The 26,179-nt window shown below is 40.7% G+C and carries 34 protein-coding genes; 12 read left to right on the top strand and 22 right to left on the bottom strand.

The window, feature by feature from the left end; all coding sequences use genetic code 11:
• The first annotated feature begins 119 nt into the window (after positions 1 to 119).
• From CL181_RS09820 to CL181_RS09810, 3 genes are read left to right on the top strand one after another with little or no spacing between them, the layout of a single operon-like run.
• Positions 120 to 407, top strand: a complete 288-nt coding sequence (locus CL181_RS09820) for a lipoate protein ligase C-terminal domain-containing protein (RefSeq protein ID WP_097299133.1) — start codon at positions 120 to 122, stop codon at positions 405 to 407.
• A gap of 1 nt (position 408) precedes the next feature.
• A complete protein-coding gene (locus CL181_RS09815; protein ID WP_097299132.1) occupies positions 409 to 1,152 on the top strand; it encodes a biotin/lipoate A/B protein ligase family protein in 744 nt (247 codons plus the stop codon).
• Positions 1,137 to 2,189, top strand: coding sequence for an NAD(P)/FAD-dependent oxidoreductase (locus tag CL181_RS09810; protein WP_097299131.1), 1,053 nt, complete (start codon positions 1,137 to 1,139; stop codon positions 2,187 to 2,189). The genes CL181_RS09815 and CL181_RS09810 overlap by 16 nt, the downstream gene beginning before the upstream one ends.
• Here CL181_RS09810 and CL181_RS09805 read toward each other — a convergent pair.
• The 15 genes from CL181_RS09805 to cfbC all read right to left on the bottom strand — a co-directional run bounded on the left by CL181_RS09805 (position 2,170) and on the right by cfbC (position 12,047).
• A complete protein-coding gene (locus tag CL181_RS09805) occupies positions 2,170 to 2,556 on the bottom strand; it encodes a 30S ribosomal protein S8e (RefSeq protein WP_097299130.1) in 387 nt (128 codons plus the stop codon). The two genes, CL181_RS09810 and CL181_RS09805, sit on opposite strands and share 20 nt — an antisense overlap.
• Positions 2,557 to 2,639: 83 nt before the next feature.
• The gene (locus CL181_RS09800) at positions 2,640 to 3,374 is read right to left on the bottom strand and encodes a sulfite exporter TauE/SafE family protein (RefSeq protein ID WP_097299129.1); all 735 of its coding nucleotides are present in this window, start codon (positions 3,372 to 3,374) and stop codon (positions 2,640 to 2,642) included.
• A gap of 9 nt (positions 3,375 to 3,383) precedes the next feature.
• Complete coding sequence (locus CL181_RS09795) at positions 3,384 to 4,085, bottom strand: type 1 glutamine amidotransferase (protein WP_097299128.1); 702 nt, start codon at positions 4,083 to 4,085, stop codon at positions 3,384 to 3,386.
• Positions 4,066 to 4,332, bottom strand: coding sequence for a helix-hairpin-helix domain-containing protein (locus CL181_RS09790; protein WP_097299127.1), 267 nt, complete (start codon positions 4,330 to 4,332; stop codon positions 4,066 to 4,068). The genes CL181_RS09795 and CL181_RS09790 overlap by 20 nt, the downstream gene beginning before the upstream one ends.
• 32 nt (positions 4,333 to 4,364) lie before the next feature.
• A complete protein-coding gene (locus CL181_RS09785; protein WP_097299126.1) occupies positions 4,365 to 4,883 on the bottom strand; it encodes a hypothetical protein in 519 nt (172 codons plus the stop codon).
• 3 nt (positions 4,884 to 4,886) lie between these two features.
• A complete protein-coding gene (locus CL181_RS09780) occupies positions 4,887 to 6,140 on the bottom strand; it encodes an AAA family ATPase (protein WP_097299125.1) in 1,254 nt (417 codons plus the stop codon).
• Positions 6,141 to 6,143: 3 nt separating this feature from the next.
• Positions 6,144 to 6,311 (bottom strand): hypothetical protein, encoded by a 168-nt coding sequence (locus tag CL181_RS20310; RefSeq protein WP_176505148.1) that lies wholly within the window; start codon positions 6,309 to 6,311, stop codon positions 6,144 to 6,146.
• 31 nt (positions 6,312 to 6,342) lie between these two features.
• Positions 6,343 to 6,768, bottom strand: coding sequence for a pyridoxamine 5'-phosphate oxidase family protein (locus CL181_RS09775; protein ID WP_217993139.1), 426 nt, complete (start codon positions 6,766 to 6,768; stop codon positions 6,343 to 6,345).
• 13 nt (positions 6,769 to 6,781) lie between these two features.
• On the bottom strand, positions 6,782 to 7,168 hold the full coding sequence (locus CL181_RS09770) for a cyclic nucleotide-binding/CBS domain-containing protein (RefSeq protein WP_097299123.1): 387 nt from the start codon (positions 7,166 to 7,168) through the stop codon (positions 6,782 to 6,784).
• A gap of 165 nt (positions 7,169 to 7,333) precedes the next feature.
• Positions 7,334 to 7,633 carry a 4Fe-4S binding protein gene (locus CL181_RS09765; RefSeq protein ID WP_141398866.1) on the bottom strand — a complete coding sequence of 100 codons (300 nt, stop codon included), beginning with the start codon at positions 7,631 to 7,633 and terminating at the stop codon, positions 7,334 to 7,336.
• A gap of 20 nt (positions 7,634 to 7,653) precedes the next feature.
• A complete protein-coding gene (locus CL181_RS09760) occupies positions 7,654 to 9,021 on the bottom strand; it encodes a nitrogenase component 1 (protein ID WP_097299122.1) in 1,368 nt (455 codons plus the stop codon).
• On the bottom strand, positions 9,022 to 10,392 hold the full coding sequence (locus CL181_RS09755) for a nitrogenase component I subunit alpha (protein ID WP_097299121.1): 1,371 nt from the start codon (positions 10,390 to 10,392) through the stop codon (positions 9,022 to 9,024).
• A gap of 119 nt (positions 10,393 to 10,511) precedes the next feature.
• A complete protein-coding gene (locus tag CL181_RS09750; RefSeq protein ID WP_097299120.1) occupies positions 10,512 to 10,889 on the bottom strand; it encodes a P-II family nitrogen regulator in 378 nt (125 codons plus the stop codon).
• Positions 10,890 to 10,897: 8 nt separating this feature from the next.
• Entirely contained in the window at positions 10,898 to 11,215 is a 318-nt protein-coding gene (locus tag CL181_RS09745) for a P-II family nitrogen regulator (RefSeq protein ID WP_097299119.1), read from the bottom strand.
• Positions 11,216 to 11,219: 4 nt separating this feature from the next.
• Positions 11,220 to 12,047: a Ni-sirohydrochlorin a,c-diamide reductive cyclase ATP-dependent reductase subunit gene (cfbC, locus tag CL181_RS09740; RefSeq protein WP_217993140.1), complete on the bottom strand. Its 828-nt coding sequence runs from the start codon at positions 12,045 to 12,047 to the stop codon at positions 11,220 to 11,222.
• A gap of 154 nt (positions 12,048 to 12,201) precedes the next feature.
• On the opposite strand from cfbC, the gene CL181_RS09735 reads away from it, so the two are divergent.
• The 5 genes from CL181_RS09735 (at position 12,202) to CL181_RS09715 (ending at position 15,557) form a co-directional block, all read left to right on the top strand.
• A complete protein-coding gene (locus CL181_RS09735; protein WP_303740879.1) occupies positions 12,202 to 13,518 on the top strand; it encodes an ammonium transporter in 1,317 nt (438 codons plus the stop codon).
• A gap of 14 nt (positions 13,519 to 13,532) precedes the next feature.
• Positions 13,533 to 13,949: an N-acetyltransferase gene (locus CL181_RS09730; protein ID WP_097299117.1), complete on the top strand. Its 417-nt coding sequence runs from the start codon at positions 13,533 to 13,535 to the stop codon at positions 13,947 to 13,949.
• Positions 13,946 to 14,284: a P-II family nitrogen regulator gene (locus tag CL181_RS09725; protein ID WP_097299116.1), complete on the top strand. Its 339-nt coding sequence runs from the start codon at positions 13,946 to 13,948 to the stop codon at positions 14,282 to 14,284. The genes CL181_RS09730 and CL181_RS09725 overlap by 4 nt, the downstream gene beginning before the upstream one ends.
• Before the next feature lie 142 nt (positions 14,285 to 14,426).
• Positions 14,427 to 14,663, top strand: a complete 237-nt coding sequence (locus CL181_RS09720) for a hypothetical protein (protein ID WP_097299115.1) — start codon at positions 14,427 to 14,429, stop codon at positions 14,661 to 14,663.
• A gap of 174 nt (positions 14,664 to 14,837) precedes the next feature.
• Positions 14,838 to 15,557 carry a trans-aconitate 2-methyltransferase gene (locus CL181_RS09715; protein WP_097299150.1) on the top strand — a complete coding sequence of 240 codons (720 nt, stop codon included), beginning with the start codon at positions 14,838 to 14,840 and terminating at the stop codon, positions 15,555 to 15,557.
• Positions 15,558 to 15,633: 76 nt separating this feature from the next.
• On the opposite strand, the gene CL181_RS09710 is transcribed toward CL181_RS09715, so the two are convergent.
• Complete coding sequence (locus CL181_RS09710) at positions 15,634 to 16,035, bottom strand: helix-turn-helix domain-containing protein (RefSeq protein WP_141398865.1); 402 nt, start codon at positions 16,033 to 16,035, stop codon at positions 15,634 to 15,636.
• 134 nt (positions 16,036 to 16,169) lie between these two features.
• On the opposite strand from CL181_RS09710, the gene CL181_RS21160 reads away from it, so the two are divergent.
• Both CL181_RS21160 and CL181_RS09705 read left to right on the top strand, forming a co-directional pair.
• Positions 16,170 to 16,301, top strand: coding sequence for a hypothetical protein (locus CL181_RS21160; RefSeq protein ID WP_255251526.1), 132 nt, complete (start codon positions 16,170 to 16,172; stop codon positions 16,299 to 16,301).
• A 5-nt stretch (positions 16,302 to 16,306) separates the two neighbouring features.
• Positions 16,307 to 16,756, top strand: a complete 450-nt coding sequence (locus tag CL181_RS09705; RefSeq protein ID WP_097299113.1) for a DoxX family protein — start codon at positions 16,307 to 16,309, stop codon at positions 16,754 to 16,756.
• Between the two features lie 5 nt (positions 16,757 to 16,761).
• Here the strand turns inward: CL181_RS09705 and CL181_RS09700 are convergent, their stop codons facing one another.
• The 4 genes from CL181_RS09700 to CL181_RS21155 form a co-directional block, all read right to left on the bottom strand.
• The gene (locus CL181_RS09700; RefSeq protein WP_141398864.1) at positions 16,762 to 17,853 is read right to left on the bottom strand and encodes a hypothetical protein; all 1,092 of its coding nucleotides are present in this window, start codon (positions 17,851 to 17,853) and stop codon (positions 16,762 to 16,764) included.
• Positions 17,854 to 17,935: 82 nt separating this feature from the next.
• Positions 17,936 to 19,684, bottom strand: a complete 1,749-nt coding sequence (locus CL181_RS09695; protein ID WP_097299111.1) for an ATP-binding protein — start codon at positions 19,682 to 19,684, stop codon at positions 17,936 to 17,938.
• A gap of 140 nt (positions 19,685 to 19,824) precedes the next feature.
• Positions 19,825 to 20,967: an ethylbenzene dehydrogenase-related protein gene (locus CL181_RS09690; protein ID WP_176505147.1), complete on the bottom strand. Its 1,143-nt coding sequence runs from the start codon at positions 20,965 to 20,967 to the stop codon at positions 19,825 to 19,827.
• A gap of 53 nt (positions 20,968 to 21,020) precedes the next feature.
• Positions 21,021 to 21,155, bottom strand: coding sequence for a hypothetical protein (locus tag CL181_RS21155; RefSeq protein ID WP_255251522.1), 135 nt, complete (start codon positions 21,153 to 21,155; stop codon positions 21,021 to 21,023).
• Positions 21,156 to 21,292: 137 nt separating this feature from the next.
• Between CL181_RS21155 and CL181_RS09685 the strand changes: the two genes are divergently transcribed.
• Positions 21,293 to 22,945 carry a 4Fe-4S binding protein gene (locus tag CL181_RS09685; RefSeq protein WP_176505146.1) on the top strand — a complete coding sequence of 551 codons (1,653 nt, stop codon included), beginning with the start codon at positions 21,293 to 21,295 and terminating at the stop codon, positions 22,943 to 22,945.
• Between the two features lie 156 nt (positions 22,946 to 23,101).
• Positions 23,102 to 23,473, top strand: coding sequence for a hypothetical protein (locus tag CL181_RS19760; RefSeq protein ID WP_141398863.1), 372 nt, complete (start codon positions 23,102 to 23,104; stop codon positions 23,471 to 23,473).
• Here CL181_RS19760 and CL181_RS09670 read toward each other — a convergent pair.
• Positions 23,470 to 24,651 carry a type III PLP-dependent enzyme gene (locus CL181_RS09670; protein WP_097299106.1) on the bottom strand — a complete coding sequence of 394 codons (1,182 nt, stop codon included), beginning with the start codon at positions 24,649 to 24,651 and terminating at the stop codon, positions 23,470 to 23,472. The two genes, CL181_RS19760 and CL181_RS09670, sit on opposite strands and share 4 nt — an antisense overlap.
• 2 nt (positions 24,652 to 24,653) lie before the next feature.
• Entirely contained in the window at positions 24,654 to 26,102 is a 1,449-nt protein-coding gene (locus CL181_RS09665) for a saccharopine dehydrogenase NADP-binding domain-containing protein (protein WP_097299105.1), read from the bottom strand.
• Positions 26,103 to 26,179: the final 77 nt, after the last annotated feature.

The raw sequence follows: 26,179 nt of genomic DNA, 5'->3' as shown, positions 1-26,179 counted from the left end.
TAACTTATTATTTTAGAATATAAAGTGTTCTTTTATTTACACCACAGTTCCTACAAATGATATTTTTTTATAGAATCATGATGTTTCTGAATAAGCTGGAGTAAGCCGGAGTAAATACCATGGAAATAAAAACGTCACAGGGAATCCATAAATCAAAAGGTGGACTCATAAGATCGTTCGTTGCAACCGAGAACGGCAGGATAAAAGAAATAAACATCTCAGGAGATTTCTTCCTGTTCCCTGAAGAGGCTTTCTTCAAGATCGCCGGAGAACTGAAAGGAATTAAGGCAAAACGTGAAGATATAGAACATAAGATCGAAGAAATTTACATACGGGAAAATATCCAGTCACCCGGAACATCACCAGCTGACTTTACCGAATCCATAATGAAAGCTCTGGAGGTATAATATGGAAGAATGGCGCTTTATTGATTTCGGACTTGTGGATATTCGCGACATGATGGCAATGGACGAAGCTATCTTGAAATCCGATGAAGGAAATACCTTCTTTTTCTGGACCCCGAAAAAATCCATTATCCTTGGTTTTTTCCAGAAGGCAGAGGTCGAATTGAATCTTTCACAATGTAAAGACTATACTATCACAAGACGTATAAGCGGTGGCGGCATTGCATTTTCAGACGAACGTTGCAGGCAGGTAAATTATGGTGTCGTGGGAACCATTGATAATGCGTTGTTTCCCATGGACATTATAGGATCATATAAACAGATATGCGGCGTACTTATTGATACATTGATACATTACAAACTGAACGCAGCTTTTCGTCCTATAAACGATGTAGTTGTCGATAACAAGAAGATATCAGGAAACGCCCAGACGCGCTGGGAAGGAAAACTGCTCCAGAATGGAACTCTACTTCTTGATTTTGATATAGAGGAGATGCTTCGGATCTCAAATATCCCGAAAGAGAAATTCATGGATAAAAAAATAGCATCAGTAAGGGAAGGACTCACCTGGCTTGACAGGGAACTCGGGGAACAGCGTGATATGGAAGAGATAAAAAATGTTATGAAAAAGAAATTTGAGGAACGCTTTTCTATACGTTTAAAATCCGGGTCCCTTAGCGGCAAGGAAATAAAGCTTACAGAAACTCTTTTGCCAAAGTATTACTCAGATGAATGGGTCTATCGCTAATGTATGATGCGATCATAGTAGGAGCAGGGCCTGCCGGGTCTGTTACTGCAAGAACAGTAGCTCATGCAGGTTATGATGTCCTCATACTTGAAAAAAACGAAACGTGCAGGTCACCCTGCGCCGGGTATATCAGTAAAACCATAAATTTTGACGTACCGGATGAATCTGTTCTCCAGTCAGATATAAAACAAATGCGTACCTATTTTCCTGACAAGTCGTATCATGATTTTTCATTGAATGGATATGTCGTGGATAGACCTTCGTTTGATATGAGTTTATTATCAAAAGCAAAAGAATCAGGGGCGCAGGTCATGTGGAATTCACCGCTGGTCGATATAAGTCCCGGTATAGTGAAATTCCGTAACGGTAATGCACCTGGAAAAATAATCGTTGGCGCAGATGGTGTTTTTTCAAAAACTGCTTCAATACTGGGATTGCAGCCGCAAAGATTTGCGGCCTGCGCCCAGTATCATATTAAGGATATTGAGCCCATTGCGCAAACGTGTGAGATATTTTTTGATTCTGATTATGCCCCGGGCGGATATATCTGGATTTATCCGACAGGAGAAAATTCAGCTAAAGTCGGGCTGGGAATGATAAAAGACAAAAACAAAAAATCCCCACGGCAGAACCTTGATGCATTTATAGCCGGATCAAAAATCGCGAACCGGCTTTCAGGTAAAATAACAGGATATATTGCAGGAGCTTTGCCAATCGGAGGACTTCGGGAAAAACTTGTATTTGGCAATGTTATTCTTGCAGGGGACAGCGCAGGAATGGCAGACCCAGTAACGGGCGCAGGCATCAACAATGCGATACTTGCGGGTGAAGTAGCAGGAAAAACAATAATCAAAGCGCTGGAAAATGATGATATTGCGCAACTTTGCGAATACGAAACAAAAATACGCAGATTGCTTGGCAGGCCGCTGGGCCGCGCGCTTGAAAAAAGAATAAAAATGGATGCCTGCTGTAATAATCAGTTATTACAGGAGCATCTTCCTGAATTATGGGTTACTTTTAAGCAGTACCGGGTATGAGAACAGCGTTGATGCTGCCTTCCTGTCCAGGCCTGTTCGTGACGCGGGCGCTCCCGATTTCAGTCTTGATTATAGAGCCTTTTGTCACAATATTTCGCCTTACATAGTGTGTATTTGCCGGATTTCCGGTAACAGTTTCTATTTTTACAGTCTTTGATGTCTTCGTTGCCGGATCTGTTACTACTGCGGTTTGCGCTCTTAAGAGGCGTACTTTCAACTTGCCACCCAATGTTTTCACTGTTTTGCGAATGGGTTCGCCCAGATGAGTATTGGCCTGCTCTCCGCCAAGCTCGTATTTTTTCTTACCTCTTTGCCGTATGAGTCTTCCGCCTGTATATTTTCTTACTGATTTTCCCTGAAACTTCATAATAATCCTCTTTGATCTTAAATAATAGAATAATTATTTTTCCGCTTTAACGTGGTAATGTAATAAAAGCTTTCTCCTCAGTTTTACACGATCATGAATTTCACACCCGCAATGACAAGAACCACTGCAAGCAGTTGATAAATAGTTGCATTCGCAAATCTGCGGCTTCCCATGTATGAACCTATTGTTCCCCCAAGAACTGCCGCAAAACCCAGAACATAAATCGTATCAGGCAAAAATTTCACGCTTGCCAGATGTCCTGCTATTCCGGCTATTGAGTTCACAAGAATGAACATGGCAGATACGCCTGCTGTCTGCTTTGTTCCTGCCCAGCCCATGTACAGGATAAGAGGGGTGAGGAAAATACCGCCGCCCACACCCACCATTCCGGAGAGCATACCTATTCCGGCGCCTGCGAGTATTGCTGCCAGAACTGGAATTTGTTTGGAGGCATTTGCGATCGCTGATTGCTTTTTGCTAAAAAAGTGGTAAGCTGCGAATAACAGGACAAGACCCACGATTTGTTTGTAAATATTACCAGGGATGGACATGGCGCCGCCTATGAACGCAAACGGGATCGAACTGATCGCAAAAGGCCAGAAAGTATCCCATGAAAAATAACCAGCCCTTTGGAATTGCGCTGCTGCTATTGCTGCAACAAGGATATTCAGGACAAGCGCTGTGGGTTTCATTGTATCGGGAGCAAGGCCGAAAAGTGCCATTACTGCCAGGTAGCCTGAAGCTCCGGCATGACCCACTGAGGAATACAACAATCCTGCTGCAAATATAAGGCCGGAAAGAATAATTATGTCATCCATGATTATTGGTTATTCAAATTTTTCTGCCATCTTGTCCAGAAGAAGATTCAATAATCTGGTCGTTTCCTGGACATTATTAATATTTCTCAGGATTTCATAAGGTTTCTGGATATATTTCCCTTCCGTGATATCCTCAAGGCAGTTCCTGAACATGAGATCAATACTTTTAGCATTGTATTCAAGATGAAATTGAAGCCCTATAACTCTTCCATCATCATATTCAAAGGCCTGATTCGCACAGGCCAGGCTTTTTGCGATCCATGTTGCGCCATCCGGGATACTGAACGTATCTCCATGCCAGTGGATTGGCATGAATTCTCGGGGAAAATCATTGAAAATCGATGACTTCTTACTTTGCGGAGTTAAAAAAACCGGGAACCAGCCAATTTCTTTATATGTGTTCGGGCTGACCTTCCCGCCAAGAACATCTGCAATAAGCTGGGAACCAAGGCAAATCCCCAGCAATAATTTTTTCTTTGCGATCGCATCACCAATGAATTTCTTTTCAGGGATCAGCCAGGGATATTTTTCTTCCTCATAGGTACTCATTGAGCCGCCCATGATTATTAACCAGTCAAAGTCATCGATATCCGGGAATTCTTCATTTTTATATATCCGGGTTCTTGTGATCTTATGACCTTTGCTATTTGCCCATACTTCGATGTTTGCAAGTCCCTCAAAGGGTTCGTGTTCAAGTGAATGAATTCTCATCGCTTTTCCTCCATTTATTATCTTTCCAATTCCACCATTTCAGCAGTTCAGGATCATGTTCATAGTAAACGACACAATAAAACACATAAAGCATACACCTTTCAACCTGAATGCCCTGCCTTTCATAATCTTTCAGGTCTTCCACTGAACGTAAACCCATGCTCCATAAGTCCAGGGATATCTTCTTGTTGACACCAGGGATATGTTCAAACTCTTTCAAACCCGATTGTTTCATATGGACTGACATATTTAACCATCAGACGCACTGTGAGTTATATTTCAAATATAATTTTCAACGAAATAACTGAATGATCCATTCTTCTTTTTTGCCGTATCTATACAAAATAATTTCAATATTTCGGACATAAAGTCTATTCGTGAACTGAATTTTTTGGGTTTCACGTCATTAAAAGCGCTTTTATTAATGTGTTCTGTATTGTGAAAAGATTTTATTCCAAATTTCTTGGAAGATCCCTCATCAATTCCAGCAAGATACCAGCCCTCTATTTCTCTTACCACAACTAATATTTTATTTTTATCAATATTTTTGAAATCATTTTCTATTCTTTGTTTTCTATCCGTTATGCATGGAGAGCCATTATTATCTGCCACATAAATGTAATCAGCATCATTCATCGCTTGAATGCTATTGAGGAATTGGAAGATTTTTTCGTTTTTTTTCTGTGCATATTTCCACAAATGAACTTCATATTTATTTTCAAACATAGGTTTAATGATTCTATTGAAAAATCTCTCATCATCATCGCCTTCGATAAAGATGAATAATTTAGACCCCATCTCTCATATCTCCAATAAATTCTGGACATAAAGTTCTTCTATTCCCATTTCATTTTCCAGAAATATTTTTATTTCCTCTTTATCAGATGGCTTTGAAATTGTGGAAAAGCCTTCTTCATTTCTTGATAAAAGATAGATATTCTCTAATCCAGCATGTTTTATTACCTCTGGATTATGGGTTGTAATAATGATCTGTTTTTCTTCAGAGACTTCCTTCATCATGTTTACCAATCTGGAAATCAGGTAAGGGTGTATATTCCTTTCTGGTTCTTCAATTATTATGATTGGCTTTCTGTCAAAATATAATGCGATAATTAAAGCAGTAATGTAGATTGTTCCATCAGATAAAAATGATGCAGGTAAGTATTGGTTTTTAGAATAGATTTCACGTAATTTAAATAACAAAGATTTATCTGTTAATTTTTCTACATCCATATCCTCAACAAATGGTAAAACATCTCTCACTAAATTCGAAAGTTTTCTTTTATTATCTTCATTTTCCAAAATGTTCTTTAGAACTATGGCTAAATTACTCCCATCCTCTTCAAGATCAGCTTTTCCAGTTATTGGAGTAGCTTTTTTGGGGAGATTTGGATCGATATCATAAATTGAAAAATCAATGAAAAAAGGTGACATTATAAAGAATAAATATTGGAGAAGAAGACTTTTAGATTCGAATTTGTCGTCTCTTAAGAACGATGGAAGTATATCCTCTTCTCTTATTTTCACTTCATCCGGTTGAATTGAACTGAACTTAATTTTCCCATTAAGTTTTGAAATTATAATTTTTCCTTTTCCAGGAATTTCCTTTTCATAAAATTTATCATCAGAGTTGATTCTCTCTAATTTTACAAAGTTACATTTCTGCTCAATTGTTTCTTTAATAATTTCATATTCTTCACCTTCATTTTTAAATTTTATTGTAATTTTATAAATTGTTTCGTATCTGTCAATTCTTATTCTTTCATCTTTACTTACTTCAGGCAAAAAACTCATAAATAGATCATCAGTAGTCACTTCTAATGAAAATTCTTCAGATTGACCAAGACTTATATTTCTGAGATATTCAATACCCCCCTGCATGGATATTGCATTATCAAGACCATGATTATTCATATCTCGTAGAAATTTGAAACTCTGGATAAAATTAGATTTCCCAGACGCGTTGGCGCCAACAAATACATTGAACTTTCCAAGCTCTACATCTAAATCCTTGAAACTCTTAAAATTCGATAATCGGATTCTATTTATAGCCATGTTTTATACCAGACCCTGCGCAAAGGATAATTCTGCAATGTTTTTATAATATGCTACTTTCGTGGCATCTTCATAACCCGGAAAATCAACAAGTTCATCAAATGAAAGTTTTCTCTCAGTAAAGCTTTTTGCTGTAAATTTCCGGATCGTTTCTTTAATCATCTCACTCATATATATCAATTGTATTACATAGTTATATTCTTTAATATCCTGATCTTTTGCCAGTAATATTCTCTATATCAACCTTAATAATTGTTACAGTATCAATTTTTTTTTGAAATTCATGTAAACCATTTGAATAATGTTCAATTATGATATTCATTGCTTTTATTTTTTCATCAAAGTCATCGATAATAGAAGCCTTGCCGAATCCAATAACACTGGAATATTTTATATTCCAATCACATGGATTTTCAGATAACAATAATCCACTATAATCATCAAATTCAAAACATATCTTATTATTTTTTCCAATGATATCTATTTTTTTACCAGCATTGGCGGAATGAAAATAAAGGCAATTATCCTTATAACCGAAACAAACAGGAACAATATATGGAGAATCGTTTTCAGAAAAAGCGATCCTGCAAACATTTGATTTGTTTATGATGGACTCTATCTCTTCCATATCCTTGATTTCTTTATCTTTGCGTCTCATTATTAAACCTGTAAGTATGCAACAAATCATCCGCCCTTATAATGCCTATTTTCTCTCCATTTTCGATCACGCCTAAGTATGATGCTTTACAGCGCTCAAACATTACGATCGCATCAAGGATCCATTTATCCGAGTCGATCGTTAGCTTGGGTGAGTGCATGACATCATCTACAGGAATGTCAAGTTTGGCTCTTTCTGCCGCAGTATTCATAATATCTTCTACCGAGATAATGCCAGCAAGCCTGCCGTTTTTACTTACAAGTACACTTGCAACCTTTTTAATCTTCATGAGCTTTGCAGCCTCCCAGAGTTTTGTCCCGGTGGGAACAACCACCGGGTTTTTCAGGAGGATATGGCTTATTTTGGACATGTTTTCAAACCTCTATTAATTATATTAAACGAGAACGACTTTTTATTATTTCTGGAATATTGCAAAAACCACAGAGTCCACAGAGGGCACAGAGAAAAAAACACTTCTCTGTGGACTCCGAGTCCTCTGTGGTTGATTTTCTTTGCAAGCTTCGTGTTGTGAGTTCTATGTTACCTCCGATCCTTCTCTTACCCCAAACATGACCTTCGGCTCGCACACAATATTCTTCTTCGGGCACCTGCGCGCGCAGGCGCCGCAGCCGATGCAGTTCCCGGGATGCGCCACTGTCATGACCTTTGCGCCGCACAGGTCATCAGCATTGGGATGGTCGATATATTCGAACACGCCACGTCCGCATATCTTGAAACATTTTCCGCAGCATCCGCAGTCGTTGATATTGCTTCTTACAACAAAGGCAGGAGTCCAGCTCCCGCCCGATGCAGTTATTCCGGTTATGTATTCCATGTTTTCACCTCACCGGGCACTCACTGATGCAGCTTATTGGGATCATACTTATGTCCCAGGATGGCATTTGTCATCTGGTCAAGCAGGTATATCGAACCGTTGTAGCCCATAATGGAATACCTGTACACACCAACACGGTCATAAACAGGAAAACCAAAGCGCACAAGCGGAACGCCCTCATCGTCTGCAACGTCCTTGCCCTTTGAGTTGCCAAGTATCAATTCTGCCCCCTGCGCTTTTACAACCTCGTGGAATTCATACAGGTCTGTACCTTCAAGGATCTGCGTATCTGTCTTATATTCACTATTCACTGCCTTTATGTCAGGTGCAAAATCCTTATGCTTTGTAGCTGTCATCGCTACTGTGGGGTTCATCCCTGCTTCAGCGCAGAACCTGACGATGGCTGACACAAGATCAGGGTCGCCGAAAATCGCGACTTTGCGCCCGTACATATAGTGATGAACGTCCACCATGCTGTCTATCAGGCGCCCGCGATCTTTCTTTATCTCATCCGGGATGAAGGCACCGCTTAACATGCTGATGTTTTGCACAAACCTGTCAGTATTTGCAACACCTATTGGTGCTTCTGCAAGCACAGCCGGTACTTTGAACTTGTTCTGGAGATACGTTGCAGCAGAACCTGCTGTCCTGCAAATCGCGATTGTACCCAGTGAATTTGCCGAATCAATGATATCGGATGGTTCCGTCCCTCCGTCAGGCAGCAAGGGCTTATGACCGCCAGGCATGATTGGCGTATCAAGGGTCTCCGAGATATCGGACAGGAATATGTTATTCACATTCATGATGCGAAGCATATTCTTTATCTCCCTGATATCTCCGGGGTTGATTATGCCCGTGATGATGTTTATTTTGTTGTTGGGTTCACCCTTACCCTTTGCAGCCAGTGTTTCCACAAGAGCCCGCATGGCATTATCGTAGCCAGTAAGATGAGTTCCCACATAGCTTGGAGTGGACGCAGGAATTATCCTCATAGTATCATCGGGCGCCATCGCCTTCTTTGAGATCAGTCTTACATCATCGCCAATTGTCTCGCTCATGCATGTTGTGCATATTCCGATAAGAGCAGGATTGAGACGCGACTTTACGTTCTTTATGGCTTCAGTCAGGTTTTTTGCTCCGCCATATACTGCTGCATCCTCAGCAAGCGAGGAAACTGCAACTTCTGCTGATTCCCTAAAATGGCGCGCAATATTGTAGCGGGGATATGTGCTGCATCCCTGGGAACCGTGCACAAGCGGCACACAGCGGTGAACTCCCATGTAAGCAAGTATAGCGCCCATGGGCTGGCACATTTTGGGAGGATTAATTGTAACGCTTCGAGGTTTTCGAACCGTCTTAACAGGTAAACTTTTATTTATCAAAGCCATTTACTTCGCCTCCAGGGGCTGGTTTATGAACTTCCATACCGGGCTGTTCACTGCAACATCAATATCCTTTGCGAAATTCACGAATCCCTCAAAACCTGCATAAGGTCCTTCTTCGTAGGAATGACCGTTGATAAAGGGAATGCCAAGCTTGTATGTCAGGTATTTCTCCTTCAATCCTCCGATAAAGAAATCAGGCTTGAGCTTTACCAGATATTCCTCTATCTCAAGAGCATTCGGGTTGTCTATGCAGATATGTCCTGGCTTTGCCTTTTCCATTATTTTTTCATAGTCGTCCTTATGACCGAACGTGGTAGCAGTGAGGATCGTTTCGATGCCCAGTTCGCGCATCGGCCCCATCCAGTGCCAGGCACGCGGAGCCCCCTGGTATATGAAGCACTTCTTACCCTCAAGTTTCTTTCTATAATGATCGATCCTGGACTGGTACAATGCAAGCTCTTCTGCTATCACTTTTTCTGCATTTTCTTCAAGGCGGAAGAATTTTCCCACATCTCGAAGAGCTTGTGCAGTTTGAGTCATGCCAAACAGGGATACGTTGATATATTGGACTCCGTACTTATCCTGGATCATCTTTGCGATATATGTGGATGACCTCTGGCACTGCACGATATTCAGCTTTGCCCTGTGCATGGGCGGAATATCACTATACGAGGCATTGCCTGTAAATACCGAAAGAACTCTCACGCCCATCCTTTCAAATAAAGGCTTGACGATCCACGCATCGCCGTCGATGTTGAATTCACCTACTATGCACATATCGTATGGTGTGGTCTCTTGCGGTTCTTCTGTTCCAACCACTTTCTCAAACAGTGTGCGGTTGGCGATGTGATGCCCCAGGGACTGGCTCACGCCCCTGAAACCTTCGCAATGGAAAGGTATCACGGGTATCCCGATCTTTTCCTGGGCCTGCTTGCATATAGCTTCGGTATCATCACCAATCAACCCGACCACGCATGTGGAATACACGAATACCGCCTTTCCTTCGGGAAAAAGCTCATGCGACTCTATAATAGAATTTAGTAGCTTTTTTGCACCGCCGTATATCACACTTTCTTCTGTCAGGTCAGTACTGAAGCAGTACTTTCTGTGCAGTTTCGTGTCTGAAAGGTTCCTGCGCGTGCCCCAGGTATAATAGGCACATCCAATCGGTCCGTGCACCAGTTGTATTGCGTCCTTTACAGGCCCGCCAACTACGCCCCTGCATCCTGCGAACGTGCAGCCGCGCTCGGTCATGTCGCCCGGGACTGTCTGGACATTGCACATGGGCAATATGATATTCGCCGGATCATGGCAAATAATGTGTGGCTGACGCTGCGGTATGGGGATATCGCATTCAGGTAATATTGTTGTCATTTTTTTACTCCTTTTTTTATTCAAATAAAATCAACCACAGAGAACACAGAGTTCACAGAGAGATGTTGTTTTTCTCTGCGTCCTTTGTGTGCTCTGTGGTTTATCAATACTGATCGATCTCAATTCAATGCCTGTTCTTTGCTTTCTCCTGTTCTTACTCTCACTGCATCTTCCACAGGACACACGAAGATCTTGCCATCTCCAATATGCCCTGTCTGATTCGTCCTGATTATGGTCTCAACCACTTTCGGGACATCATCATCCTCAACCACTGTTGAGATCATCCTTTTGGGGATAAAGCGCATGGCAGCCCCTAAATTTTTTTCCTCTAACTCTATGAGTGCGGGATCGAGTTCATAATTCCAGCCAGGCAGCCCTTTCTGTTTGCCTCTGCCTTCTACGCTTATCATTGTGATCGCTGGCACTCCTATTCCCAGAAGACCTGCTTTTGTCTCCTGCAAATTGTGCCTTCGGATTATGGCAATAACTTCCTTCATATTTTCACCTATAATCCTGATGCGCCTGTCCTCACAGTATACGCTTCTGAAACATCGGTCACGAATATCTTACCGTCGCCGATATTCCCGGTGCGGGCGCTGTTCTGGATAACGTTTATCGCCTTTTGAACTTCCGTGTCATCCACGACCAGCATCAGCATCACTTTAGGCAGCTCGTCGTAACATACCGTCCCTACCCTGATCCCTTTTTGCTTGCCGCGCCCAAACACGTTCATCTTGGTGAGGGACACAAACCCTTCTTTTTCCAGGTGCTCAACAACTTTTTCTTCCTTGTTTGGCCTTATTATTGCACGTATCATCTTCATATTCTCACCTCTCCACTATTCCGAATTCAACCATCATGTCCTCAAGTTCCTGCATCGCCATGGGCTTCGGGATCACAAAATTCGTGTTCTCAATAATATTTTTGGCAAGCGATCTGTAAACATCGGCCTGCTTGCAGGCTGGATCAAAGTCGATCACGGTTTTTCGGTTGATCTCAGCGCGCTGCACCATATTGTCACGGGGCACGAACTGGATCAAATGCGATCCGATCTTCTTTGCGAATTCGGTCAGAAGCTCAAGTTCATTATCCACATTACGGGAATTACATATTATGCCGCCAAGACGCGCATCGCCATTCTCTGCGAATCTCACAATACCCTTGCAGATGTTGTTGGCTGCATAGAGCGCCATGAGTTCCCCGCTTGCCACAATGTATATCTCTTTGGCGTATCCCTCGCGTATGGGCATGGCAAAGCCCCCGCATACGACATCTCCGAGCACATCATAGAAGACGAAATCGAAGTCTTCATTATATGCGCCCAGTTCTTCCAACAGTTTTATTGCAGTGATAACTCCTCTTCCAGCGCAGCCCACGCCTGGTTCTGGACCGCCTGCCTCGACGCACTTTATCCCGCCAAAGCCAGTATGCTGGACAACATCAAGAGTCACACCCCCAGGGCCGTTGTCGCGCATGGTGTCAAGCACAGTTGCCTGCACTTTTCCCCAGAGGAGCATCCTTGTTGAGTCTGCCTTGGGGTCACAGCCTATCTGCATCACGCGCTTTCCAATTGAAGCAAGAGCTGCGGTAAGGTTCTGGGTTGTTGTGGACTTACCGATCCCGCCTTTTCCATATATTGCTATTTGTCTCATTATTCCTCCTTGCCATGGTACCGGCAATCTACTGAATATCTTATTGTATATAAAGTATTCCTATAATAAGAAAAAAGTATTTATATTAACAAATATACAGTAAGTTACCGTATGCCTGTTAAAAAAAGGTAAACAAAAATAAATGAGGTGATATTCGGTGTACAAGATAGGAAATGCAAGATCTGCTGCATTGATAGTGGCGATCTTTTCAATAATAGTAATGCCTGCTCTGGCTGAAGAAGCAGGAGTGGTCAATTCAGGAGACACGGCATGGGTACTTGTTTCTGCTGCCCTTGTCATGTTAATGACTCCTGCTGTCGGGCTTTTCTATGGCGGGATGGTCAGGAAAAAGAACGTCCTGGCTATCATCATGCAAAGCTTCATAATACTGGCAATAATAAGCATCCAGTGGGTGCTTTTCGGATACAGCCTGGCATTCGGTCATGATACCGGAAGAGGTTTGATAGGGGGCCTTGAGTGGCTTGGCCTTAATGGTGTGGGAGCAGCCCCGAACCCTGATTATGCTGCCACGATACCTGCATCTGTATTCATGATATTCCAGGCAATGTTCGCAATTATCACACCCGCATTAATAACCGGATCTTTTGCAGACAGGATGAAATTCAGCACAATGATGGTTTTCAGTGTACTCTGGGCAACTCTTGTTTATGACCCGGTGGCGCACTGGGTATGGGGTGTAGGCGGATGGATACGCACACTTGGCGCTCTTGACTTTGCAGGCGGTACAGTCGTCCACATCACTGCGGGAATTTCAGCGTTTGCAGCAGCGATAATTATAGGAAAGCGCCTCGGATACGGAAGCGAGGACATGGCGCCGCACAACGTCCCGATGACCATAATCGGTGGTGTACTCCTGTGGTTTGGCTGGTTCGGCTTTAACGCAGGAAGCGCACTTGCTGCCAACGGGCTTGCAGCTAACGCTTTTATCGTCACTAACACGGCTGCGGCAGCAGCAGCTCTTACCTGGACATTCGTAAGCTGGACACATGGAGGAAAACCGAATGCGGTCGGGATCGTTACCGGTGGTGTCGCAGGTCTTGTGGCAATAACCCCAGGATCTGGCTTTGTGGGTGTAGTCCCTGCAATAATTATCGGCATAGGAGCAGGAATATTCTGCTACTTTGCGATGCATCTGAGGTCTAAAAGGACCAGTATCGATGATTCTCTTGACGTCATGGCATGTCATGGGGTCGGAGGTATCTGGGGTGCTCTTGCAACAGGGATATTTGCTTCCGTTGCAATTAACACTGCCGGGGCAGACGGTCTTATTTACGGGAATCCGGGACTTGTAGTGAAGCAGATGATAGCGATCGTGGCTGTATTGGCTTATTCATTTGTTATGACGGCCATTATACTCAAGGTTCTTGATGCGACAATGGGCCTGCGGGTAAAGGATGAACATGAAGTTGAAGGACTTGACGTTTCCCAGCATGGCGAGAAGGCATACTTATAAGGAGTTGATTTAAGATGCATAAAAATAAAATTCCAAACACGGTTGGAGAGAATAAGAATATGTCGTTAGACGAGCTCTACAGGTACAGGACTGAAAGCGGAGAATTCCAATGCCACAGGATAAATGCGCCTGATGGTATGGCAGGAGAACTCATAATAAACATTTCCAGGAATGAAAAGGCACTTTCCGTAGAAGAAGTATTTGTGGACAGGAAATTCAGGAACACAGGTCTTGGTAGCAGCCTTCTATCATTTGCCGAGAAGACAGCCATGACCTCAGGATTCCAGAAAGTTGAACTGAAAGTTTTTTCAACAGATCCTCTTGTTCCGGATCACAAACTCCAGGAATGGTATATGAAACGAGGCTACGAGGTTGATGGAGAAAAGATGTCTAAGAGAATAAATCCCCGGAATTTCGAGGTGATAATATGAAGAAAATAGAAGCCATAATAAGGCCAGAAAAGCTCGGTGAAATAAAGACAGCTCTTGCCATGGCAGGATTCATTGGTCTGACGACCTACGAAGTGAAAGGCAGGGGAAGGCAGAAAGGCATAGTGCTCTCATACAGGACAAGTGAGTACAGGGTTGATCTTCTCCCCAAAACAAAACTTGAGCTTGTCGTGGATGATAAGGATGTCGAGAAAGTAATTGAAATAATATGCGACATCGGGAAAACCGGGAATATGGGTGATGGTAAGATATTTATTATGCCTGTTGAAGAAGTTGTTCGTGTCAGGACGTGCGAAAGAGGAAATGGCGCGGTTTGAAAAAGCCGGGAGGCGGAAGGTATTGCTCCCTGGATAACTTTATCGTATCTCCAGTCAGCTTTAATATATGTTATGGAGACTGGTGGCTAACTTTATGGATTGGATTGATATGGTTAAATGCTGAATAAGGGATGATATAAATATGGCTGAAAAGGAAATAATCAGGAATGAAAAGTTACAGCAATCAGAATATTTATCTGATTTAATCAATAAGATAGTTGTTTGTGAAACATTTAGCGGAAAAACAATAACTGGCGTATTGACTGAATATAGCAAGTACGAACTTATTCTGATAGAAACGAAGGATATAAAATCGAAAAAGCCGAAGAAAATAGTGGTCTTTAAGCATGGTGTTGTCAGTATTCGGGAGATGGAATGAGCTGCTTCATACCTATCATTTTAGATTGACATTGCAGGTTTTTTATTTTCATATCATTTCCGGAGGATAGGAGCACCTGGAGCATGAGAATCAAGCGAAGCTTTGCGTATGTCAGCCATCTTAAACCCCCCGTACGTGCCCATTCCCGGCATTTTTCTATTGCTTTTCGAGGTTATGATCGAATTCAATAAATCTGAATGGGCAAATGCTGAGTTTTCTCAAGAATACATAGAAAATTCGGATATCTATATCGTTGAGCGCAGAAGGTTGCTTGAGATTCTGAGATCTTTTTACAACCATTTTATCAACAAAAAACCAAATATTAGAATTCTTGATCTTGGATGTGGAGATGGAATTATTACTCATGAACTTTTGAAAGTTAATAACTCAATATCAGCCACTTTGATAGATGGTTCGGAGGATATGCTCAATAAAGCTAGAAAGCGTCTAACTGGCTTTAATCATACTCATTTTATTAAAGCAAGTTTTCAAGAGATTATTGATAAAAACCTTGTACAAGGAAATTTTGATTTTATAGTTTCTTCACTGGCAATACATCATATAACAATGGATGAGAAAGAAGCACTATTCAGGAGTATCTATTCCCATCTGGATACAGATGGATACTTTCTGAACATTGATGTTGTCCTTGCTCCGACAGAGGCCCTTGAGCGATGGTATCTCTTGCTCTGGAAAGAATGGATTGATGAAAGAAAAACCCTCTTAAAAATAGAAGGTAATTATTTTGACGAGATCATCAAAAGATATAAACTTGCGGAAAATAAACCTGATACTTTAGATGCACAGATTGAAGCCTTAAAATATATCGGCTTCAAAGATGTGGATTGCTTCTATAAATATGGAATATTTACAATGTACGGAGGCAAAAAATAGATGCAGGATTCTTCAGTGGACTGAATCCCAAAAAATGGACCGGAAGTTAAGAAACATGTTCTACTTACATATAAAGTTATACAGATTGAGCAGGGATGGTAAGGAGGGCATTTATCTGTTCCAGCCCCTGACCAGACTCTGGCTGTTGCTGCCCGGTGAGCCATTTTTCACCCCAGGTTTTTACCTCCTGCATTAAATTTCTCAGGTCTTCGCCCTTCTCTGTAAGTATATATTCTGTTTTTTCGGGCTGGTCCAAAGTTGTCTTTTTTTCGATAATCCCGTTCTTTTGAAGTTCGGATAAATTCTGGGTGAGAACCTTGGAAGATATCCCGGGAATGCAGGCTTTCAATTCATTGAACCTTTTTGGTGATTTCATTAAATTATACGTAATAACAAGAGACCACTTATTCCCTATTGTATATATCGATTCTACTACAGGACAAATCTCTTTATTTGAAGTTGATGTACCAGGAGTCACAATTCGGTATATATAAGTGTTATATAATATATCTTTGGTCTTTTGAATGATGGTCTTTTTACATGAGGTTACCTGTTGGTAACTTTAATTTTAAATATAATATAATAATTAATAGGGATTTGAGGTTTTAAAATATGAATTTTGACAAAGAAAAAATAGAAACAGCACTCAATGCTGTAAACGATGCATGCCTTCACTGCGGCAGCAGCCACACCAACGAATGCCCGGTAAGTATGGCAAGGCAGGCTTTGAAATCCGTGGAGTGAGCCAGATGTCGGAAAAAACGCAAAATTTCAGCCTGGTATTTCTGCGTGCAGCCCTGGGCATAATCTTTTTCGCCCACGGCTCCCAGAAGCTTCTCGGCTGGTACGGAGGATATGGTTTTGATGCAACCGTCCAGTTTTTCCAGCAGATGGGCATACCGCCTGCTCTTGGCACGCTTGCGATCCTGGCTGAGTTCTTCGGAGGGCTCATGGTACTCCTCGGATTCTTCACCCGTATCGGTGCTGCAGGTATAGCTGCAACCATGGCTGTAGCGCTGTTCACGGTCCACCTTTCGCAGGGATTTTTCATAGCAGGCGATAAGATAGGATTTGAATACGTATTCGCGCTGCTTTTGATGGCGTTATATCTTGTGATCAACGGTGGAGGCGAACTGTCGGTAGATAGATATATCCGGGAAAAAACAGGGAGCAATGTAATCGGAAAATTACTATCCTGATTTATTTAATTGTTGCAAAGGCGCAAACGGAAAGCCTCATTAAAATCTTTTGCAGCCTCGAATTTCTTAATCAAGCCTTCATAAGGTGGGAAAGCCCCCCCATATCCTATTACCCTTCTCGCTTTTGAGACCGCTTCTAGTTGTTCAGTAGTCCACATAGGCGAAATATATTGATTCTTTTTCAATGAATTCAACGGTTCGAATCTCATAGGATATGAAACGCAACCAAGTTTTTGTATATCTTTCAATTTTTCTAAAAACATTTCTGCCGAGTCGCCATGTGATTGAATGGGATCGTAAAAATTGTACAATGTGTAAAATAAAATATTTCTCCTTTTTACTCCAGCTTCTTCTAACAAATCAACAGCATTTACTATGGTTTTTTTTTCACCAATCCAATCATAAGCCATTCTTAACATTGGCATTCTAAGACTGGCCAAAAATCCAGCTTTTTCTTCATCCATTAATCTTGCATCAAGCCCCTGATTAAAATCTATCTTTAAACCAGTTTCCAGTAAATTCTCAATTGTGATTTTCCAATCAGGCGAGGCTAAAAAATTATTATCCCATAATATTACTCTTTTATGATCTGAATAAATATAATTTTGAACATCAGAAGCAACAGACCTTATTTTTCCCTCTATTTTTGGTACAATGCAGAATGGACAGTTTCTTATACATCCCCGTGAAGTGAATATTATTGAGCTATCCCAATCTTTCCATTTTTCAACATCCAATAAAATATCATAAGCTGGCGAATAAAGTTCTGCTTCTTCATATAAACCAACATGAACATTTACAAAAGGGTATGAATCCTTAATCCGGTCTGGCATTATTGATGCATAAATACCACCAACCTCAATCTTAGCATCTGGAAATAGCCCATGGTAAAATTCAATCGTATTATGAACTGGGAGCCAGGCATAAGTAAAAAGCGATGTAATCTTTATTTTATCTGGATTAAAATTTAAATCGGTTTTTAAACCGCGAACCAATTTAACTTGATCCCCCTTAGACCGATGATATGAGACTAATTTCATCAATCCTAATGGCGGATATTTTGTATAATAATCTGGTTCGACAAGTAAAATCTTCACATCACTATTTAAGTCAACTCTATTTATAAAGATTCCTATAAAATCCTAAATTAAGATCTTAAAATAACCAAACCGAAAGATCCTAAGGTTGACTTTTTTCTGATTTATCTATCAACCTGTAGATTAAATCAATTACAGCATACATTTCAGCAACTAATATCTCCCTTTCTTCTTCAGGAGCATTTTCGAACCAGTTAAAGGAGTCGTTACCTTTTTCATGCTTACATAGATTAACAAACAGGTCATAAAAGGTATAAACCATTACGCCAAAACGACGGTTATGTTGATCTTTAGTTTTATCTATACGTAATATTGGAGTATTGTTTCCAACTACATCAGTCCATCCATAAGCAGCTTTACTTAGTTCGAAGATTTCATTCTTTGTGAACTTCAACCCTGTTTTCTTTTCAAGAATTTCTTTAACGGCTTCTGTGATGCTTATTTCTGGATACAACCGACCTTTTGAAGATAGCTTTGTGACATTATCTCTCACAGGTTTGAACAGATTGTTGATGACTGTATTTAATAAGAAATCTTTTTTCCTACCTCTGGTAGTTGATTTTATTTCGTTTATTTTTGTCTCTAAAATAGAAAATTCTTTTTTGTCCTGTTCAAATTTAGAATCTATTAGTGGTTGCATAATTTTAAGAGATGGCTCAACAGGGAAACGTGCAGATTTATTTAATCTTCTTTTTATCTTATCAGCAAGTTTTTCTGCAGATTGTAAATCTTCATTTTCTAAATATTTTTGTGCTTTTTTAATCTGGTTTGCTGCAATTCTATCAGATTGATAGTGGTTTTGAATCTCAAGTTGGCGGATATATTCTTCCACATTAGCTAAAAAAGTTTGTACAATTCTATTATTATATTCAAAGTTATTTCTTGCAGCGTTTTCACGTAATTCCCTGGAAATGATATGAATCTCTCCATATTGCCACGGGTGGTAAGTACCACTATATTGTCTTAATACAAGATTTTCATCTCCAAGTGTAAAACCTTTTTTCTTAAAATAAACTCCACCGTTTGGTTTGTCAAGTTTCTCATTTTTATTGGTGGTAAGAAACCAACCAACTGCAATTAATTTATCACCTACTATAAATTCTTTTTGAATAAAACCTTTAAAGAAAATATCACTTTTGTACGGGGGTCTAAAGATCCTACCATAAAAATTGATATTAACTGATGGATATTTCACACCCTTTTCATTAAGCCATTTATCAATCTCAGTAGCGAGTTCGAATTGTTTTGCATCGAAAGGCGCTGGTACTACACTGGATAGATAGCTATGTATATCATCTTTGTTGAAAATATTTTTTTGATTATACAAAATAGATTCTAACCTTACTATTGTGTAATGATCTTTTTCAAAGGATTCGTCGTTGCCTAATGGTAATTCTTCAATTTCTCCTGTAGCATTGCTTAAAATATCAAGAACGGGTCTATTACTCATGTATTCGTTCCGCAGAGCATCGTTATTAATTTGTATCCTGAATTTTTTATCATCGCATTTTTTAGTTATTATAACAATTCTCTGGCATATTGGGACTCCACTCCAAATTCCTATGCCTCTCCATCCAGCATCTTCTTCAGTTTTGTCAGATACTCCTATACCTAACGCCTTATTCTCTAATTCGAATTTATTCATACCAGAGCCATCATCCTGTATGATTAGATTTTGGTCTCCATTTTCAAAAGAGATCTCAATATTTTTTGCACCTGCATCTATGCCGTTTTGTACATATTCCCTCAAACAATTAAGGTTACCATCGTAGAGACCGGATGTTACGGTCTCAATTAATCTAATACCTATTGCTTCGCTGGCGAATTTCATATTTTATCATCTCAATTTTTACCAATATCCTTCATTTTCTCATACTTCATTTATCAGATGGGGTATACATTGAAACTAAAATAACAGTTTAAGATTATATAATCTGGGTCAAAATAAAAATTAAAAAAGAAGATATCTTTTTACCTTCTTTTTATTTTTATCAGTACTGCCGCGAACAGTGCTGAAATAGCAAGGATCGCTTCAAAAGCTGGCGCTTCTGCCGTTGCTGTCGGACCTGGAGTGGAAGTTGAGGTTGGTGTTGATATTGGTGTAGCCTGCGCTGCAAATACAAGCTTACTCACGCCAGTCTCGAAACTATGCCTTACCTGTGCACCATCAAAGATCGCAGTACCAAAGGAATACTCCTTATTCATGTCCTGGAACTGTACATCATACTGGCTTCCTGTTGTCAGCTTCCTGCCATATTCCATTGTCCACGTGCCATCAGCATAAACAGCCCTTGCCATTATATCTGCCCTGTCTCCGTCAGGAGGTCTCGCTATGATTGCGGCTATTTCGTCATTAGCCATGTATGTATCCATGAAGGGCTGCTTCCCGGCATCAATAATCCAATAGGGCGGAGCGGGCTGGTCTGCCGATGTAAAGTTTGGAGCTGTACCGGCAGCATTGATATTTGTATAATAAGGAACGAGTCCGGGATCACTCTTCCTTCCCGCATCCGGCGCATTGTCTTTATTATAACGTGTGGAATCCACATATTGGTCATCTATATAGCCTGATGGATTTGTTCGTACGAGTTTTGCATGCCAGATATCCGCCATTTCACCCGGGTTTGCAGTATATTTATTACCATATGCTTTTCCAGTCTCTCCAGCATGGCATGTTGAGAAACACCCGCTTGTATCGAATCCCGGAGAATTTATGTTCCAGATTTGAGCGAACTTATCTTCGTAGTACATGTTGTTGTCTCCACCTTTATCATCCGGATCCTTGAGCTGCATCCATGTATTGTTCGCCTGTTTTACCCAGGGCTCACGCCTTAAGCTTTCTGTCGGGTCATTCCATGCCGCAAGGAAATACACCGAGTCATCAGTATAAATGCTTTTCAGAGTTACTACATGCGAGCCTGTATTTGCTCCGCCAGCTACATTCACCGTCATGGCAGTTGCCTGGTTCCACAATGCTTCAGGTGTGCCATCTATGACCGGTGCGGCTGCCACCTTTACGGAAGTAAGAGTGCCGGCTGAACCAAATACGATGCCTAGCGACAGCCATATCAACAATCCTACCACTATTGATTTATTGAAGTTACATATTTTCATATAATTCCTCCCATATATTACAAGCATTACGTTTCCCCATTTTTCATAATGCTTTAATTACTATTTGTCTGGTAAAGCTTATAAGTATTTTCAAAAACATTCAGAAGTATCCGGATACTTATCCAGACCATCATAAAACCATTGATATCACGATTTGAAACAGGCAAAGCTGTGGTTTGTTCCTGCAAAAATACTATAATTAAGTTTTAAATGATATTACTTTATATACCGGAAATTATGAATAAGACTTGTTTACAATGAATGTAAAACACACACGATGGGTGTAAAAAATACACGATGAGTATAAACTGGGATTATGAAAAATATGAAACCTAAAAAATTGTTAGTCTTATATACGATTTTACTTCTGGCTGCATTCGTTTTGCCAGCAGTTGCAAATGAACAGAATATGGACATGGGAAATATGGATATGGGTGACATGCCTGCATCAGATCATGCCGCCGCAACAAGTGAAGGCGGTCACTCCATGGAAGGACAGGTCAACTGGTTAGTCATAGCTTTATTCCTGCTTGGCACAGTGGCTTTAGGATTTGTTGCATTCAACACCGGGAAGCTCAGTAAAATAAATTTCCTTAATAATCCGCAGATTAAATCCCTTTTAAAAAGCAAATGGTACCCATTGATATTTGTTTTGCCAACAATGTTAATATTTGGCATCCTTGTCATCCAGCTGTTTTTTGGACATGAGGAAACAGCTCTTAATTTCGGCTCTGTAATGGTATGGATACTCCTGTGGCCAATCTTGCCGGTCTTGTTCCTTGTTTTCGGAAGGTTGTGGTGCTCAGTTTGTCCTATGTCACGAGTCAGTGATGAAGTGCAAAGAAATGTGGGGATGAATAAAAAAGTTCCAAAATTCCTCCAGACTTATGGCGTCTGGGTCATAATATTTGCTTTCCTGGTAATAACATGGGTTGATACAGTACTCGGGCTTGTTGAAAATCCAAGGAACACAGGCTATCTCCTGCTTTTCGTGTTCGCGGGTGTAGTCCTTATGGGCGCAGTATATGAAAGGAGAGCCTGGTGCCGGTATCTGTGTTTCCTTGGCGGCCTGTCAAGCAATTATTCCATGAGTTCAGCGCTGGAACTGCGGGCTGAAAGTGAAAAATGTAAAGCCTGCAAGACTCCCACATGCTTTAAAGGAGACGGGAAGGTTGACGGGTGCTCAATGTTCGAGTACCCAAGAACGATGGACTCAAACAGGTTCTGTAATTTCTGTTCAAACTGTATAAAGACATGCCATTTTGATGCCATAAGAATAACACCTCGACCTCCTACAAGTGAACTCTGGTTCATAAAGAAACCGCGGTTTGAGGAGTCTTTCCTTGCAACAGCCCTGATCGGGATCGTGGTAGTCCAGACTGTGGTCATGCTTGAAGTATGGGGGCCGTTCATGGAATGGTTTGAAAGCACCACTGGAATCGCTAATTTCACAATTGCATGGACAATAATGTTTGCAGCAGCAATGGTAATAGCTCTCCTGTTAATGCTTGGTGCAAGTTTCATTTCGAGTATATTGCCGACAAAAACACAGAATACAAATGTAATCTCTGACTCGTCTGCGGAATTGAATATTGATATGGATATTCCTGCGGAAACAACACTTTCCAACTTCATTCGCTATGGATATGCTCTTATCCCCCTGGGACTTGGAATACACCTTGCCCACAATGCAAAGCATTTCCTGGGTGAAGGGTTGGCTGTGATATATACATCAGCTTCACTTGTGGGATGGAATATTACAGGTGATCCATCGCTCCTGAATATGCCAACGATTCAGATAATACAGTATATTCTTTCAATACTGGGCGTTCTGGGAGCTATTTACACAGCATATAAGATATCACAGAATAATCCCAATTCGAAATCATCGGTTCTTCCTTATATTGTGTTGATGCTGATGTTCGGATTGATAGCCCTGTGGATGTACGGCGTGCCTATGGCAGCACGCGGCCATTAAACTGTCCTCTTTTGAGGACATCTTTTTTCTTTTTTTCCTGAAGAAGTGTCATTTTTCTCCTGTGATGAAATCAGATGACTGGATACATGGAAAACTTTATTATTCATTGTAGCAGATTTACATAATAAAATAATAAATTCTAAAGGGTGATCTAAATTGGGAACATATGGAATACATCCTGGCGAGTACACAGTAACAAACATCTTTGTGCCACTCTCTATTTTGTTTTTATTCTTCCTGATGATGTCGGCATATTATTTATATCTCAGATTTTTTGAAATTAGATCAAAAATGCTAATCGATAACAGTAAGCAAGAAATCGGACATGAAATAGACTATAGATTGCATGGTAATGTTTTATCTTACACATTAATGATAAGAAAGGTTAGCGATTCTGAGTGGAAGGCATATAAGCTATTCAGGTCGGGGAGGAAGGTATCATTAAGAAAGGGAAATTTGAGTAAGATCATAGATTATATGAACCGGAATTTCGGGTATAATGATGAGGTTACTTGCACTGGCTCTTAAAGTTTATTTAAATGCACTATTTTAGCTGGCGGGAAACCATTAAAATGAGTGCTTGAAGCGATCGAATATGCCCCAATATTTTCAGCATAAAGCAAGTCATCAATTTGCAGATCCTCAGGTAGCTCATCGGCCAGGGAAATAGTGTCGAACGCGTCGCAAGTCGGGCCAAACGTAGCACATACTTTTTTCACTCCGCCCTTTATGGAATGCAGCGGATAGGGCTGGTGATCAAAAACCTGTCCTGAAAAAGTATGGTAAACACCATCATTCAGGTAATAGCATGTTTTCCCGTCGCGGACAGCTTTGCCAACAATTTTCGTGATCAAAGTACAGGCAGTCGCCACTATAAATCTTCCGGGCTCTGCAATAACCTGAATATCATCAATGGGGAACAAACGCTTTATTTCCGAGTTCAATTTTTCAGATAAAGAGCTAAAAGATTTTACATCCGGCGTATACTTTACAGGAAACCCACCGCCAATATCTAAAATTTTTCTTTTCTTTTCTTCCTTGCCAGTAAACCCGATATGATAATTTCTTAATTGTGCTTCCTTGAAAATCGAGGAGGCGAAATTCAAAGCCTGTGAATAGTTATCAAAATTATTGCACTGGCTGCCAACGTGAAAACTAATCCCTTCAACTCCAAGCCCAAAATTTATGGCTTCTGCTATAAGATCAACTGCTTCCCCGGGATGGGCCCCGAATTTTGAAGACAGCTCAACCATGGAACCGGTATTAGGCACACGTATCCTTAAAACCAGGCCAACATCCGGAGCATATTTTTTTATCTTTCTTAATTCTTCAATATTGTCAAAAGTAACTAAAATCTTATAAGCATTTAACTTAGCCAGAACTTCGGCAGGCTTGATGGTATTAGCATAAATAATTTTATTCCAGATAAAATCTTGCCTTTCTTCTTCAGGTAGATGCTTGATATTGTCATAAACAAGCATAAATTCAGGGAAAGAAGCCACGTCAAAACTTGCACCCATATCGTACATCGTTTTGATAATTTCCGGATTGGAATTGGCTTTGACAGCGAAATATGCCTGGACTTCAGGCAATTTTTCCCTGAATTCATTATAATTTTCCCTGATTTTTTTATGATCTATAATAAAAACCGGCGTACCATGTTCCCGGGCAATTTTTTCCAGCATTGTTTTTTGTTTGTTTATCATTATTATCCTATAAAAAGAAAATTTTCAATTTGCCATGGGTCAGGATTGTATTTCGCTGACGGATGTTCTTTAAAAAATATTTTACGATTTTTAAGAGGCGTCCAGTCAGACGGGGTCGAAATAAATTTACCAAGATAAGGTTTGGCAATACCCAGGATAAAATCATGGGGCAGATCGTCGGGCAATTTAATACCTTCTCGCGGATTTTCAAGCATCCAGAGTACTGCAGCAACAATACCAGCAGCTACTTGAAGGGTCGTAGCGTTCTGACCAGGAGCAAGGGATCTGGCTTCTTCAATACTCAAAGAGCTGCCTGTCCACCAGGAATTATAAGGATGCCCCATCAAAAGAGCTCCCAGCGTATCCTCGCCAGATATAATTTCATTTGTCATAATCCTGATCTTTGGCTGGAGTTCGTAATTCCTGCCTCGCAATTCCCAGAGCGAGGAAAGCGTATCGTGACAGGGCATATAAGCATAATTTACGGTAGGCCGGTAAACCGCCAAACCATCTTCACAGACAGTTAACCTGTCTGAAAGGCCAAATGCTTCACCATGCCGGATCATCATACCGATAATTTCTTGATCCGGTATCCACGATCTGACCCATGTATTAATGCCCATCTGGGGTAAAAATATCTGGTTTTTCGGTCCACATGGAGGTATATTTGCCAGGGGCGGCAGTTTCTTCTCATGCGTCCCCCAACCGATCTCAGCCGGAGCTGTCCCTTCTTCCCGCAATCCTTCAATGCTCCATGTCCCCACAAATTCGTTTACCTCTTTTGGCCTGTTGGCAATTTGAGTATCTCGCTCGCTGCAATGAATTACTTTAATTCCTAATTTTTTCGCCAGCCGGGGAAAATTCCTGTCTTTTGCAAGCTGGGCAATTTCTTCTTCATCCTGTACAGATGCTTTTTTATCAAAAATGATACGCGCAGCAATATCCAGTAAAGCTTCCTTGACGAAGTGAGAAATAAGGCCGGGATTTGCGCCATGGTCAATAACAGCGGTTGGCGCATCCTTCCAATCACGGGAAAGGTTGAGCAATTGCATTTGCCGCCAATAAAGTGATTTTTCAAACGGACTTTTTGTATAAACTCCCTCAGTAGGATCCCAGACTTCAACAGATGTATTAACGTACAATACTTCGTGATCATGGCACCATTTAATAATATCATTGGCGCCTATATTCCATGCAAGATCAATTAGCAGGCTCCCGTTATCCAGATATTTTGATAAAACCTGATCTATATTTTGAGGAGTAATTTTTTCACAAACATATTTTAACCCCTGATCTGTATATTTTTTCAAAGCTTTTGATTTATCTTCAAAATCAATTATCGTAATGTTTTGTAACGGAACATCGATTTTGTCTAATAGAACAGGCAGTGTGCATTGTGAAACTGAGCCATAGCCAATAATAAGAATTTTATTGTTGAATTTCTTTTTCATTGTTTTTTAAATTTCCCTCTATCCGAAAAACTATTGAGCCATCACCATCAGTATCTATGTGTAAGTAAATAATACTT

The sequence above is a fragment of the Candidatus Methanoperedens sp. BLZ2 genome (assembly GCF_002487355.1).
In the GTDB taxonomy this organism is placed as follows: Archaea; Halobacteriota; Methanosarcinia; order Methanosarcinales; family Methanoperedenaceae; genus Methanoperedens.
The sequence above is the reverse complement of the archived record's forward strand: the minus strand, read 5'-3'. Positions and strand labels throughout refer to the sequence as shown.

Bases quoted from the DNA above. Each gene is read 5' to 3' on its own strand.
- CL181_RS09785 (WP_097299126.1), bottom strand. From the start codon at position 4,883: ATGGGGTCTAAATTATTCATCTTTATCGAAGGCGATGATGATGAGAGA.
- CL181_RS09730 (WP_097299117.1), top strand. From the start codon at position 13,533: ATGCATAAAAATAAAATTCCAAACACGGTTGGAGAGAATAAGAATATG.
- CL181_RS09805 (WP_097299130.1), bottom strand. From the start codon at position 2,556: ATGAAGTTTCAGGGAAAATCAGTAAGAAAATATACAGGCGGAAGACTC.
- CL181_RS09750 (WP_097299120.1), bottom strand. From the start codon at position 10,889: ATGAAGGAAGTTATTGCCATAATCCGAAGGCACAATTTGCAGGAGACA.
- CL181_RS09755 (WP_097299121.1), bottom strand. From the start codon at position 10,392: ATGACAACAATATTACCTGAATGCGATATCCCCATACCGCAGCGTCAG.
- CL181_RS09745 (WP_097299119.1), bottom strand. From the start codon at position 11,215: ATGAAGATGATACGTGCAATAATAAGGCCAAACAAGGAAGAAAAAGTT.
- CL181_RS20310 (WP_176505148.1), bottom strand. From the start codon at position 6,311: ATGAGTGAGATGATTAAAGAAACGATCCGGAAATTTACAGCAAAAAGC.
- CL181_RS21160 (WP_255251526.1), top strand. From the start codon at position 16,170: ATGAATTTTGACAAAGAAAAAATAGAAACAGCACTCAATGCTGTAAAC.
- CL181_RS09690 (WP_176505147.1), bottom strand. From the start codon at position 20,967: ATGAAAATATGTAACTTCAATAAATCAATAGTGGTAGGATTGTTGATA.
- CL181_RS09670 (WP_097299106.1), bottom strand. From the start codon at position 24,651: ATGATAAACAAACAAAAAACAATGCTGGAAAAAATTGCCCGGGAACAT.
- CL181_RS09685 (WP_176505146.1), top strand. From the start codon at position 21,293: ATGAAACCTAAAAAATTGTTAGTCTTATATACGATTTTACTTCTGGCT.
- CL181_RS09775 (WP_217993139.1), bottom strand. From the start codon at position 6,768: ATGGAAGAGATAGAGTCCATCATAAACAAATCAAATGTTTGCAGGATC.
- CL181_RS09760 (WP_097299122.1), bottom strand. From the start codon at position 9,021: ATGGCTTTGATAAATAAAAGTTTACCTGTTAAGACGGTTCGAAAACCT.
- CL181_RS09795 (WP_097299128.1), bottom strand. From the start codon at position 4,085: ATGAGAATTCATTCACTTGAACACGAACCCTTTGAGGGACTTGCAAAC.
- CL181_RS09800 (WP_097299129.1), bottom strand. From the start codon at position 3,374: ATGGATGACATAATTATTCTTTCCGGCCTTATATTTGCAGCAGGATTG.
- CL181_RS09765 (WP_141398866.1), bottom strand. From the start codon at position 7,633: ATGGAATACATAACCGGAATAACTGCATCGGGCGGGAGCTGGACTCCT.
- CL181_RS09705 (WP_097299113.1), top strand. From the start codon at position 16,307: ATGTCGGAAAAAACGCAAAATTTCAGCCTGGTATTTCTGCGTGCAGCC.
- CL181_RS09815 (WP_097299132.1), top strand. From the start codon at position 409: ATGGAAGAATGGCGCTTTATTGATTTCGGACTTGTGGATATTCGCGAC.
- CL181_RS09725 (WP_097299116.1), top strand. From the start codon at position 13,946: ATGAAGAAAATAGAAGCCATAATAAGGCCAGAAAAGCTCGGTGAAATA.
- CL181_RS09665 (WP_097299105.1), bottom strand. From the start codon at position 26,102: ATGAAAAAGAAATTCAACAATAAAATTCTTATTATTGGCTATGGCTCA.
- CL181_RS09810 (WP_097299131.1), top strand. From the start codon at position 1,137: ATGGGTCTATCGCTAATGTATGATGCGATCATAGTAGGAGCAGGGCCT.
- CL181_RS09695 (WP_097299111.1), bottom strand. From the start codon at position 19,684: ATGAAATTCGCCAGCGAAGCAATAGGTATTAGATTAATTGAGACCGTA.
- CL181_RS09720 (WP_097299115.1), top strand. From the start codon at position 14,427: ATGGCTGAAAAGGAAATAATCAGGAATGAAAAGTTACAGCAATCAGAA.
- CL181_RS09790 (WP_097299127.1), bottom strand. From the start codon at position 4,332: ATGTCAGTCCATATGAAACAATCGGGTTTGAAAGAGTTTGAACATATC.
- CL181_RS09780 (WP_097299125.1), bottom strand. From the start codon at position 6,140: ATGGCTATAAATAGAATCCGATTATCGAATTTTAAGAGTTTCAAGGAT.
- CL181_RS09820 (WP_097299133.1), top strand. From the start codon at position 120: ATGGAAATAAAAACGTCACAGGGAATCCATAAATCAAAAGGTGGACTC.
- CL181_RS09715 (WP_097299150.1), top strand. From the start codon at position 14,838: ATGATCGAATTCAATAAATCTGAATGGGCAAATGCTGAGTTTTCTCAA.
- CL181_RS09770 (WP_097299123.1), bottom strand. From the start codon at position 7,168: ATGTCCAAAATAAGCCATATCCTCCTGAAAAACCCGGTGGTTGTTCCC.